Origin of the sequence: Streptosporangium sp. NPDC000095 (assembly GCF_042899335.1) — a bacterium.
Classification (GTDB): Bacteria; Actinomycetota; Actinomycetes; order Streptosporangiales; family Streptosporangiaceae; genus Streptosporangium.
Window position 1 is genome coordinate 1 of the sequence record NZ_JBIAZS010000004.1, and the last position, 12,961, is coordinate 12,961.

General features: G+C 68.2%; 4 protein-coding genes. 3 read left to right on the plus strand and 1 reads right to left on the minus strand.

Features of this window, described 5'->3' with window-relative positions:
• Positions 1 to 182: 182 nt before the first annotated feature.
• Entirely contained in the window at positions 183 to 1,475 is a 1,293-nt protein-coding gene (locus ACFY3V_RS10890) for an extracellular solute-binding protein (protein ID WP_362896964.1), read from the minus strand.
• A gap of 365 nt (positions 1,476 to 1,840) precedes the next feature.
• On the opposite strand from ACFY3V_RS10890, the gene pulA reads away from it, so the two are divergent.
• From pulA to ACFY3V_RS10905, 3 genes are all read left to right on the plus strand, one after another.
• Complete coding sequence (pulA, locus tag ACFY3V_RS10895; protein WP_389772211.1) at positions 1,841 to 7,720, plus strand: pullulanase-type alpha-1,6-glucosidase; 5,880 nt, start codon at positions 1,841 to 1,843, stop codon at positions 7,718 to 7,720.
• 90 nt (positions 7,721 to 7,810) lie between these two features.
• Complete coding sequence (locus tag ACFY3V_RS10900) at positions 7,811 to 9,847, plus strand: carbohydrate-binding module family 20 domain-containing protein (RefSeq protein WP_389772215.1); 2,037 nt, start codon at positions 7,811 to 7,813, stop codon at positions 9,845 to 9,847.
• Between the two features lie 82 nt (positions 9,848 to 9,929).
• The gene (locus ACFY3V_RS10905; RefSeq protein WP_389772218.1) at positions 9,930 to 12,899 is read left to right on the plus strand and encodes a carbohydrate binding domain-containing protein; all 2,970 of its coding nucleotides are present in this window, start codon (positions 9,930 to 9,932) and stop codon (positions 12,897 to 12,899) included.
• Positions 12,900 to 12,961 lie beyond the last annotated feature (62 nt).

The following is a 12,961-nucleotide window of genomic DNA, read 5'->3' on the forward strand; positions in this document are numbered from 1 at the left end:
TTGTGGGGGGGTCCCCCCCCCCCCGGGGCCCCCACGGGCCCCCCGCGCCCCACTTCCCCCCAAAAGACGGGGGGGAGGGCAAAAATTTGGGGGGGCCCCCCGGGGGGGGGGGGGCGGCCGGGGCCCCCCGCGGCCCGGTCCCTGGCCGTGCCGGTTACACGTCCAGTGGAAGTCGCCACGGATCAGCTCCAGTCCTTGAAGATGCCGCGATACTTCTCGTCCACCGTCTTGACCATGTCCTCGGGTGAGGTCTTACCGCCGACCAGGGACTGGTAGCTCTCCAGGAGCGGCTGGAAGAGCTGGCCTCCCTCGGGAATCCACGGACGCGCGACCGCGGTGTCGATGATCGGCTTGAAGGTGGCGACGTCCTTGTTGCCCTGGACGTCGGGGTTGTCGTAGGCGGAGGTACGGGTCGGCAGGAGACCGATCTCCTTGGCAATCTTGGCCTGGGCCTCGGGGGTGCTCATGAAACGGACGAACTCATAGGAGGCGTCCAGGTTCTTGGAGCCGGCGTAGATGGCGTAGTTCCAGCCGCCGGTGGGCGCGCCCGCCTTGACCGACCCCGCGGGGACGGGGGCGATACCGAGGTTCTCCTTGTCCGCGAACTCCTTGCCCTGGTAGACCTCCGCCAGCGCCCAGGGGCCGTTGTAGATCATCGCGGCCTTGCCGTCCTTGAGGGCGGTCATCGCGTTGGCGTAGCTGTCCTGGATGGCGGGCTTGGGCGCGGCCCCGGAGGTGATCAGGTCAGCGACCGAGGCCATGGCCTTCGCGTTCGCCGGGGAGTTGACGGTGATCTTCTTGTTCTGCACGTCGAGGAGGTCGCCGCCCTCGCCGTAGATGAAGGGCAGCAGGAAGTAGGCGTCGACGTTGAGCGCGAGGCCGTTGACGCCGGTCTTCTCCTTGACGTCGAGCGAGGCCTTCTTCAGCTCCTCGACCGTGGTGGGCGCCTTGTCCCAGCCGGCCTCCTTGAGCAGCCTCTTGTTGTACAGCAGCGCCAGGGTGTCGGTGACCTGCGGCACCGCGTAGGACTTGCCGTCGTACTTGGTACTGCTCAGCGGGCTGGCAAGGAAGTCGGACTCGTTCTCCACCGCGCGCGTGCCGTCCAGCGGCTGGAGGTAGCCGAGGGAGGCGAACTGGGAGGTCCAGGCGACCTCGGAGCGGACCACGTCGGGCGCCCCGGTACCGGCCTGCGCCGCGGTCTGGAATTTATTCTGCGCCTGGTCCGAGGGGACGTTGACGTAGTTGACCTTGATGTTGGGGTACTTCGCCTGGAACTCCTTGATGAGCGCCTGGAACGTCGGGCCCTCGCTGTCGGGCCTGACGGTGTCCCACCAGGTGATCTCACCGGTGATCTTCGACGGATCCGTCGCCGCGGGCTGGGCGGGGGCCGCCGTGCCGGCGTCACCGCCACCGCAGGCGGAGACCGCCAGGGCGAGGGCCGCGACAATCGTCGCGGCCGAGAAGGCTCGCCGCATGTTCTTCTCCTCGTGTTCAAGGGACGACCGGGACCGAAGAGCCGCCCGGCCGGGTCTGGAGTAAGCCGGACGTTACGCCTACGTGAACCCCATTGGAAGAAGTTTCTGCAAGAGTCTGCAAAGTCGTTACAAAGCCACCCCAAACCCAAGGAGCCAGGCCTTCCTCTGACGGGATTTCAAGTGGCGATATTCACCACTTAAGAGCTGAAAATCCCTTTTGTCGCGTTTTTTCCCCACGACCACCCCCCTCCTGGAGGCCTGAGAATTGCCAGGATTCAGAAATTTGCCGCAAGGGATTGCATAGAACACCGCTAGTGAGTAATTTCCGGGCAATACTCTCGAAACAACTCCCGTGGAGGCCCACCGTGGTCTGGCCGCTCCCCCCACGGCGCGCGAGAACGACCCTCCTGACGGGCGCCGCGCTCGCGGTAGCCCTGATCGCCACCCCTCTCGCCGCCACCCCGCCCCCCGCCGCCGCGTCCACCTCCCTCGCGTCCGCGCCCCTCGCCGCACCGGTCCTCGCAGCGCCCTCCGCAGCGCCATCCCCAGGGCCCTCCGGCGCGTCCGCACGGGCGTCCGGCGATCCCGTGGTGTCCGCGCTCAGCCGCACCGCCGAACCCTCCGACAGGGATCTCGCCCGCGACGCGCTCCGCGCCGACCTGAGCCGCGAGCGCTTCTACTTCGCGATGACCGACCGGTTCGCCAACGGCGACACCCGCAACGACCGGGGCGGCCTGTCCGGCGACCGGCTCACCACCGGCTTCGACCCCACGCACAAGGGCTTCTACCAGGGCGGCGACCTCAAGGGCCTGCTCGGCAAGCTCGACTACGTCAAGAACCTGGGCAGCACCGCGATCTGGATCACCCCGGCGTTCGTGAACCGTCCCGTGCAGGGCACCGGCGCCAACGTCTCGGCCGGCTACCACGGCTACTGGATCACCGACTTCACCAGGATCGACCCGCACCTGGGGACCAACGCCCAGATGAAGGAGCTGGTGCGCGAGGCACATCGGCGCGGGATGAAGGTCTTCTTCGACATCATCACCAACCACACGGCCGACGTGGTCGACTACGCGGAGAAGACCTACTCGTATCGCTCCAAGGGCGCCTACCCCTACGTCGACACCCGCGGCACGCCGTTCGACGACCGCGACCACGCGGGCAAGGACACCTTCCCCAAGGTGGACGCCGACTCGTTCCCGTACACGCCGGTCGCGCCGAAGAACGCCAAGACCCCGTCCTGGCTGAACGACCCGACGATGTACCACAACCGGGGCGACTCCACCTTCAGCGGCGGTGAGAACGACGAGTACGGCGACTTCTTCGGCCTCGACGACCTGTGGACCGAGCGCCCGGAGGTCGTCAAAGGGATGATCGACATCTACAGGACGTGGGTGCGCGAGACCGGCCTCGACGGCTTCCGCATCGACACCGCCAAGCACGTGAACATGGAGTTCTGGGAGAGGTTCTCCCCCGCCCTGCGCGGCTACGCGGCCCAGCAGGGCAACAAGCGGTTCTTCATGTTCGGCGAGGTCTACTCCGGCGAGCCCTCCTTCACCAGCCGATACTCCACCCGGGGCGGTATGAACGCCACCCTGGACTTCCCGTTCCAGGAGGCCGCCCGTTCCTTCAGCGGCGGCACGGCGGACGCGTCCAGGCTGGCACGGCTGTACGCGGAAGACGACTATCACACCGACGCCGACAGTAACGCCTCGTCGCTGCCGACCTTCCTCGGCAACCACGACATGGGCCGCATCGGCCGTTTCATCTCCCAGGACAATCCCGGTGCCCCCGACTCCGAGCTGCTGCGCAGGTCGCTGCTCGCCCACGAGCTGATGTATCTCACCCGCGGCCAGCCTGTCGTCTACTACGGCGACGAGCAGGGCTTCACCGGCAAGGGCGGCGACCAGGACGCCCGCGCGTCCATGTTCGCCTCCAGGACCGAGAGCTACCTGAGCGACGACCTGATCGGCACCGACTCCACCCACGCCAGGGACAACTTCGTCCCCTCCCACCCGCTCTACCGGGGAATCTCCGCCCTGGCCGCGCTGCGCGACGCCCACCCGGCCCTCGCCGACGGCGCCCAGATCGAGCGGCTCGTCTCCGACGGCGTCTACGCCTTCTCCAGGATCGACGCCGCGCGACAGATCGAGTATCTGGTGGCGGTCAACAACGCCGAGCGGCCCGCGACCGTGAGCGCGCCCACCTTCTCGGCGGGCGCGGCCTTCACCAGGGTGTACGGCGAGGGTGCCGCCACGCTCACCACCGGCGCGGACACGAAGCTGGCGCTCACCGTCCCCGCCCTGTCGGCGGTGGTCTACAAGGCGCCCGCCAAACTCGCCGCCCCGGCCACGGCCCCGGCCGTCTCCATCTCCCTGCCGGGGGCCGAGATCAGGGGCACCGCCGAGGACGGCCGGATCCCGGTCGTCGCGACCGTGCCGGGCACCGGCTTCGACCAGGTCACCTTCGCCGCCAAGGTGGGCGAGGGCCCCTGGCGGGCGATCGGCACCGACGACGCGCCGAACACCTCCCCCGCGGGCCGTACCTTCCGGGTCTTCCACGACCTGCGCGGTATCGCGGCGGGTACGAAGATCTCCTACAAAGCGGTGGTGAAGGACTCCGCGGGCCGCTTCGCCTCGGCGAGCGCGGCGGCGACCGTCGGCGCCGCGCCCGCCCCCGAGGAGCCGGGCGCGGTCAAGCGCGACTGGCTGGTCGTGCACTACCAGCGCGAGAACTACGACGGCTGGGGCCTGCATGTCTGGGGCGACGTCGAGAATCCCACGGAATGGGCCGAGCCCCTCCGGCTCACCGGCGAGGACGCCTATGGCCGTTTCGCCTGGATCAAGCTCAAGCCCGGCGCGTCCAACGTCGGGATCATCGCCCACAAGGGTGACGAGAAGGACGGCGGCGACCGGGTCGTCAACCCCGCCAGGAACGGCGAGGTCTGGCTCGCGGAGGGGAAGGCGGAGACGCACCTGTCCCGCGCGGCCGCCCAGGGCTACGCGACGATCCGCTACAACCGGCCGGACAAGAACTACGACGGCTGGGGTCTGCATCTGTGGGGTGACGGACTCGCCGACGGAGTGCCCACCGAGTGGGCCACCCCGCGCCCGCCGGACGGCACCGACTCCTACGGCGCGTTCTGGAAGGTCCCGCTGAAGGACGCCTCGACACCGGTGAACTTCATCATCCACAAGGGCGACACCAAGGACCCCGGCCCCGACCAGTCGTTCACCCCGGCACTCCAACCGGAAGCCAACGTCGTCTCGGGCGTGGCGAAGACCCACCCGACCCGGGCCGCGGCCGAGAACGTGGCGATCCTGCGTTACCACCGCCCCGACGGGAAGTACGAAGGCTGGGGACTACACCTGTGGGGTGACGTGGCCCAGCCCACCGAGTGGGCCACCCCACTTCAGCCCGCGGGCGAAGACGCCTTCGGTGTCTACTTCCGCGTCCCCCTGACCGAGGGGGCCAAGAACGTGAACTACATCATCCACAAAGGTGACGAGAAAGACCTCCCCGACAACCAAACGCTGGACCTGACCGCGACCGGCCACGAAGCCTGGCGGATCGCGGCCACCGAGGGTTACCTGCTGCCCCAGCCGGCGGCCCGTGGCGCGGACGCCGACCTGTCGAAGTCCTCGGCGCACTGGATCGACCGCGGTACCGTCGCCTGGAAGGTCGAGCCGTCGTCCTCGCTCCGGCACTCGCTGGCCTTCTCCGAGAAAGGCGACATCACCTACGACAAGGGCGACCTGACCGGCGACCTCCGGATCATCCGCCTCCTTCCCGGAGTGCTCACCGAGGCGCAGAGAGCGAAGTGGCCGCACCTGGCCGGGCACGCCGCGTTCACGATCGATCCGCGTGACGCCGACCTTGTCAAGAAGGCGCTGCGCGGACAGGTCGTGGCCGTCGAGCGCGACGCCTCGGGCACGCTGCTGGCCGCCACCGGCGTGCAGTTGCCCGGCGTACTCGACGACCTGTACGCCAAGGCGGCGACCGCCGGCCTCGGCTCCTCCTGGAACGGCGGGACGCCCGGCCTGTCGGTCTGGGCGCCGACGGCGGGCAAGGTCGAACTGGCGCTCTACCGCACCCCCTCCGGCGGCGACCGCACCGTCCACGCCATGCGGCGCGACGACGGCACCGGCATCTGGTCGGTCCGCGGGCAACCGAGCTGGAAGAACCGCTACTACACCTTCCTGGTCACTGTCTACGTTCCCGCCGAGGGCAAGGTCGTCGTCAACGAGGTGACCGACCCCTACAGCCTGTCGCTGGCCGCCGGGTCGGGCCGCAGCCAGCTCGTCGACCTGTCCGACCGTTCCCTGCGGCCCGACGGCTGGTCGTCCCTCGCCAAGCCCGCGGCGGTGCCGCAGGAGAAGGCGTCGATCTACGAACTGCACGTGCGTGACTTCTCCGCCTCCGACGCCACGGTCCCCGCCTCCAGACGCGGCACCTACTCGGCCCTCACCGGCGACTCGGCGGGGATGAAGGAACTGCGCGGGCTGGCCAGGGACGGCCTGACCCACGTGCATCTGCTTCCCGTCTTCGACATCGCGACGGTCCCCGAGCGCAGGGCGGAGCGGACCGAACCCGACTGCGACCTGGCCTCGATGCCCCCCGACTCCGAGGAGCAGCAGGCCTGCGTCGCGCGCACCGCGGCGAAAGACTCCTTCAACTGGGGCTACGACCCGCTGCACTACACGGTGCCCGAAGGCTCCTACGCCGCCGACCCCGAGGGGACCTCGCGGATCAGGGAGTTCCGGAGCATGGTCGGCGGACTGAACGGGGCGGGACTGCGAGTGGTGATGGACGTGGTCTACAACCACACCCACGCCGCCGGCCAGGACTCCACCTCGGTGCTCGACCGGATCGTGCCCGGCTACTACCACCGGTTGCTCGACGACGGCACCGTGGCCACCTCCACCTGCTGCGCCAACACCGCCCCCGAGCACGCCATGATGGGCAGGCTCGTCGTCGACTCCGTCGTCACCTGGGCCCGCGAGTACAAGGTGGACGGCTTCAGGTTCGACCTGATGGGCCATCACCCCAAGGCGAACATGCTCGCGGTCCGCGCCGCCCTGGACAGGTTGAGCGTGGCCCACGACGGCGTGGACGGGAAGTCGATCATCCTGTACGGCGAGGGCTGGAACTTCGGCGAGGTCGCCGACAACGCCCGCTTCGAGCAGGCCACCCAGGCCAACATGGCGGGCACCGGGATCGGTACCTTCAGCGACCGGCTCCGTGACGCGGTCCGCGGCGGCAGCCCGTTCGACCCCGATCCGCGAATCCAGGGTTTCGGCTCGGGCCTGGCCGGGGCACCCAACGGGTCGCTCGCCAACGGCGACGAGGCGCAGCAGCGGGCCCGGCTGTTCGGCTACCAGGACCTGATCAAGGTCGGGCTCGCCGGTAACCTTCGTGACTACACTTTCACCGCCTCGAACGGCAAGGAGGTCAAGGGCTCGCAGGTCGACTACAACGGCTCCCCCGCCGGATACACCGCCTCGCCGGGCGAGGTCGTCACCTACGTCGATGCCCACGACAACGAGACGCTGTTCGACGCGCTGGCCTACAAGCTTCCGCAGACCACCACCATGGTCGACCGGGTGCGCATGCAGTCGCTCTCGCTGGCCACGGCCGTGCTCGGGCAGGGCACCTCGTTCGTGCACGCCGGCAGCGAGCGGCTCCGTTCCAAGTCGCTGGACCGCAACTCCTACGACTCCGGCGACTGGTTCAACCGTCTGCTCTGGGACTGCTCCGCGGGCAACGGCTTCGGCGCGGGCCTCCCCCCAAAGGCCGACAACGAGGACAAGTGGCAGTACGCCAAACCGCTGCTCGCCGACCCGGCGCTGAAGCCGGACTGCGCGGCGATCGGCACGGCCCGTGCCCGTTACGGCGACCTGCTGAAAATCCGCTCGTCGTCCCCGGTCTTCGCCCTCGGCAGCCTGGCCGAGGTGCAGAAGCGCCTCACCTTCCCGACCAGCGGCGTCTCGGAGATTCCGGGCGTCGTGACCATGCACCTGGACGCTTCGGGGATCGACCCCCGCTGGAAGTCGGTCACCGTCGTCTTCAACGCGACCCCCGAGGCGCGGGCGCAGACCGTCGCCGCGCTGAAGGGCACCCAGGTGACGCTCCACCCCGTCCAGACGGCCGGCGACGACGCCGTCGTGAAGCAGTCGACGTTCGATTCCGCCACGGGCACGCTGACGGTCCCGGCACGCACGGTCGCCGTCTTCGTCCAGCCCTGACCCCACATACCCCGGAAAGACGGCCGGGCCGGGTGTTGCAGCACCCGGCCCGGCCAGGGAACCCGTCCATCGATCCTGGAGGACCCACTCATGAAACCCTACAGAGCCATGGTTGCCACAGCGTTAAGCGCGCTGGCAGCCGCCACGGTCGTGGTGCCCGTCGCGCTGAGCGCCCCTGCCCAGGCTGCGCCACCCACCCCAGGCCCGATCGTCAAGCTGTGGAACTGGAACTGGAACTCCGTCGCCAGGGAGTGCACCGACGTCCTCGGCCCCGCCGGGTACGGCGCCGTACAGGTCTCCCCTCCGAGCGACTCGATGTCCAAGGGCGGGTCGGTCTGGTGGGACATCTACCAGCCCGCCCGCTACACACTCACCAGCAAGTTCGGTGACGAGAACGCGTTCAAGAACATGATCAACGCCTGCCACGCGGCGGGCGTCAAGGTCCACACCGACGCCGTCATCAACCACATGACCGGCCAGGGCAGCACCAGCTACGGTGGCTACAGCTTCGGCAAGTACAACTATCCAGGCCTCTACTCGTCCGCCGACTTCCACTCCCCCACCTGCGGGATCAACAGCTCCGACTACAAGAACGACGGCTGGCGGGTACAGAACTGCGAGCTCGTCGGCCTGTCCGACCTCAACACCGGCTCCGAGTACGTTCGCAACCAGATCGCCGGCTACCTCAACAACCTGACCTCCCTGGGCGTGGACGGCTTCCGCATCGACGCCGCCAAGCACATCAACCCGAGCGACCTGGCCGCGATCAAGGGCAAGCTGACCGGCTCGCCCTACATTCACCAGGAGGTCATCGAGGGCGATCAGGAGGCGATCACGCCGAGCCAGTACACCGGGATCGGCGACGTGCACGAGTTCGTGTACGGGCGCAAACTCAAGGAGCAGTTCGGCGGCGGCCAGATCAAGAACCTGCAGTCGTTCGGGCAGAGCTGGGGTCTGTCGGTGCCCAGCGACAAGGCCGTGGTCTTCATCGACAACCACGACACCGAGCGTAACGGCTCGACCATGAACTACAAGTACGGCGACGCCTACAAGCTGGCCAACATCTTCATGCTCGCCTGGCCGTACGGTACGCAGCGCGTTTACTCCGGATTCACCTGGAGCGACGCCGAGGGCGGTCCGCCCTCGGCGGGCGGCGGCTTCGTCACCGACGCCAACTGCGGCAACGGCCAGTGGACCTGCTTCCACCGCCAGATGAGCGGGATGGTCGGCTTCAACCGCGCCGTAGCCGGCACCTCGGTCGGCAACTGGTACGACAACGGCAACAACGTGATCGCCTTCAGCCGCGGCGACAAGGGCTGGGTCGCGATCAACAACGAGGGCGGGAGCGTCACCCGTACCTTCTCCACCGGCCTGCCCGCCGGAACCTACGCCAACGACGTGGGCGGCGGCACGGTGACCGTCGGCTCGAACGGCTCCGCCTCAGTGACCGTCCCCGGCAAGAGCGCGGTCGCCATCCACGTGGGCGGCGTACGGCCCACCGACCCGCCGCCCGGTGAGGCGACCGTCTACTACTCCACCACCTGGACGGCCGCCAACATCCACTACCAGCCCACCGGCGGCGCCTGGACCACCGTCCCCGGCACCCCCATGAACGAGACCGCCTGCACCGGCTGGAAAAAGAAGACCATCGACCTCGGCACCGCCACCGGACTCAAAGCCGCCTTCAACAACGGAAACGGCACCTGGGACAACAACAACGGCACCGACTACACCATCGGCCGCGGTGTGAGCACGATCAAGAACGGCGTCGTGACCGCCAACGCCACCTCCCCCTGCGGCCCCGAACCCAGCCCCACCCCGACGGTGAACCCCGGTAAGGTCGCCATCTCCTTCAACGCGAACGTGACGACCTCCTACGGCCAGAACGTCTTCGTGGTCGGCAACATCGCCGAACTGGGCGCCTGGAACCCCGCCAACGCGGTGGCGCTCTCCTCGGCCGACTACCCGGTCTGGAAGGTCACGGCCAATCTGCCGGCCAACACCGCGGTCTCCTACAAGTACATCAGGAAGAATCCCAACGGCTCGGTGACGTGGGAGAGCGACCCCAACCGGTCCTTCACCACCCCGGCGAGCGGCACCGCGACGCGCGACGACGCCTGGCGCTGACCTTCGGGCCGCCCCGGCCCACCCCCTCCCGGGCGTCCACCGGCGCCCGGGTTCCCCCTTCACCTCGCACAGAGGAACCTTCATGCGCTCGTCTCTCAAACGCGCCCTCAGACTGCTCGCCGCAGCGGCCATCGGCCTGACCTCCGCCGTCGTCCCGCTGTCCGCGGCGCTGGGCGCCAACAGCGTCACCGTCTACTACTCCACCACCTGGTCGAACGCGAACATCCACTACCAGCCCACCGGCGGCGCCTGGACCACCGTCCCCGGCACCCCCATGAACGAGACCGCCTGCACCGGCTGGAAAAAGAAGACCATCGACCTCGGCACCGCCACCGGACTCAAAGCCGCCTTCAACAACGGAAACGGCACCTGGGACAACAACAACGGCTCCGACTACACCATCGGCACCGGAGTCGTGACCGTCTCCGGCCGCACGATCGGCTCCGGTAACCCCTGTGACCCGGGCTCCGGCAACACCGCGACCGTCTACTACTCCACCACCTGGTCAGACGCGAACATCCACTACCAGCCCACCGGCGGCGCCTGGACCACCGTCCCCGGCACCCCCATGAACGAGACCGCCTGCACCGGCTGGAAAAAGAAGACCGTCAACCTCGGCACCGCCACCGGACTCAAAGCCGCCTTCAACAACGGAAACGGCACCTGGGACAACAAAGGCGGCTCCGACTACACCATCGGCACCGGGGTCAGCACGGTCAAGAACGGCGTCGTGACCGGCAACGCCGCCGGCCCCTGCGTCCCCGAGATTCCGGACACCGAGAAGCCCAGCACGCCGACCGGCGTGACGGCGACCGCGACCGGTGTCTCGATCGCGCTGGCCTGGAGCGCCTCCACCGACAACGTCAAAGTAACCGGCTACAAGGTGACCCGCACCGGCGGCACCGGGGGAACCAAGGTCGTCGACGTGACGGCCACCACGCACTCCGACACCGGCCTGGCGGAGAACACCCTCTATCGCTACACCGTCCAGGCCAGGGACGCCGCCGGCAACCTCTCCGGGGCGAGCGAGGAGGCCACCGCCACCACCGGGGAGAAGCCCGAGGCGCCCGAGGGCGGCACCCCGCTCGGCGGCGACCCGCGTGAGGACTCCATCTACTTCGTGATGACCGCCCGTTTCGCCGACGGCGACACCTCCAACAACCGGGGTGGCAGCCAGCACGCGAAGTCGGGCAACGCCGCGAACAACGACCCGATGTTCCGCGGTGACTTCAAGGGCCTGGTCGACAAGCTCGACTACATCAAGGGCCTCGGCTTCTCCGCCCTGTGGATCACCCCGGTCGTGCTCAACCGCTCCGACTACGACTTCCACGGCTACCACGGCTGGGACTTCTACCGGGTCGACCCCCGCCTGGAGTCCGCGGGCACGTCGTACCAGGACCTGATCAACGCCGCCCACGCCAAGGGCATCAAGATCTACCAGGACGTCGTCTACAACCACAGCTCCCGCTGGGGCGCCAAGGGCCTGTTCACCCCCACCGTGTGGGGTGCGCGCGACGATCAGTGGAAGTGGCTCTACAACGAGAAGGAGGCGGGCCGGGAGTACGACCCGATGCGGGAGCATCAGGGGAACGACCCGAGCCTGACAGCCGCGCAGAACGCGATGGCCAAGGGCAGGCCGTACAACGGCGACCAGTGGTCGACCACCGAGCCGGCGGGCAACACCTGCCGTAACTGGGGCACTCCCACCCAGTGGAGCAGCCCCGAGGGGTTCCGCATCCACAACTGCCAGTGGCCGAACCCGACCTCCGGCATGTTCCCCGCGAACTACTATCACCAGTGCTGGATCGGCAACTGGGAGGGCGAAGACTCTCGTAGCTGCTGGCTTCACGACGACCTGGCCGACTTCAACACGGAGAGCAAGGTCGTCCAGGACTACCTGATCGACGTCTACAACAAGTACATCGACATGGGCGTGGACGGCTTCCGCGTCGACACCGCCGTGCACATCCCCAGGGTCACCTGGAACCGCCGGTTCCTGCCCGCGATCCGCGAGCACGCGACCGCGAAGTTCGGCGCGGAGAAGGCCAAGGACTTCTACGTCTTCGGCGAGGTCGCCGCGTTCGTGCACGACAAGTGGAACCGCGGTTCGGTGAACCACTCCGCCCAGTTCTTCACCTGGAAGGAGCGCAAGGAGTACAGTCCCGACGACGTCAGGGCGGCGATCGAGCAGTACGACTACGAGAACCTGATGGGCTCGGGCAACCAGCCCACCAGCACCAACGCCACGCTGAACGGCAACACCTACCACGCGCCCGACCACAGCAGGTTCTCCGGCATGAACGTCATCGACATGCGCATGCACATGAACTTCGGCGAGGCGTCCAACGCGTTCCACAGCGGCAAGGACTCCGACGACAGCTACAACGACGCCACCTACAACACCGTCTACGTCGACTCCCACGACTACGGCCCGAACAAGTCCTCGGTCCGCTACGACGGCGGCACCGACGCCTGGGCGGAGAACATGAGCCTGATGTGGACCTTCCGCGGCATCCCGACGCTCTACTACGGCTCGGAGATCGAGTTCCAGGCGGGCAAGCGGATCGACTGCGGGCCGACCTGCCCGCTGGCCACGACGGGACGCGCCTATTTCGGTGACCACCTGGCGGGATCGGTCACCGCCTCGGGCTTCGGCACGGTCTCCAACGCCTCGGGCACGGTGGCGCAGACCCTCGACAAGCCGCTGGTCAAGCACGTGCAACGGCTCAACCGGATTCGCCGGGCCATCCCGGCGCTGCAGAAGGGCCAGTACTCGACCGAGGGCGTCACGGGCCAGATGGCTTACAAGCGCCGCTTCACCCAGGGGACCGTGGACAGCTTCGTGCTGGTCTCGGTCACCGGGGGCGCCACCTTCACCGGAATCCCGAACGGCACCTACGTCGACGCGGTCACCGGCGACAGCAGAACGGTGACCAACGGGACACTGTCGATCGCCGCGAGCGGCAAGGGCAACATGCGCGCCTACGTGCTGTCCCTGCCGGGCAACCCGGCCCCCGGCAAGATCGGCGACGCGGGGCCGTACCTGAAGTAACCCATGTCTGGCTCCGTCCGGAGTGGTGACCCGACCCCTCCGCTCCGGACGGAGCCTTCCAC

Excerpts from the sequence above, each read along its gene's own strand:
- ACFY3V_RS10890 (WP_362896964.1), bottom strand. The coding sequence starts at position 1,475 with ATGCGGCGAGCCTTCTCGGCCGCGACGATTGTCGCGGCCCTCGCCCTG.
- ACFY3V_RS10900 (WP_389772215.1), top strand. The coding sequence starts at position 7,811 with ATGAAACCCTACAGAGCCATGGTTGCCACAGCGTTAAGCGCGCTGGCA.
- ACFY3V_RS10905 (WP_389772218.1), top strand. The coding sequence starts at position 9,930 with ATGCGCTCGTCTCTCAAACGCGCCCTCAGACTGCTCGCCGCAGCGGCC.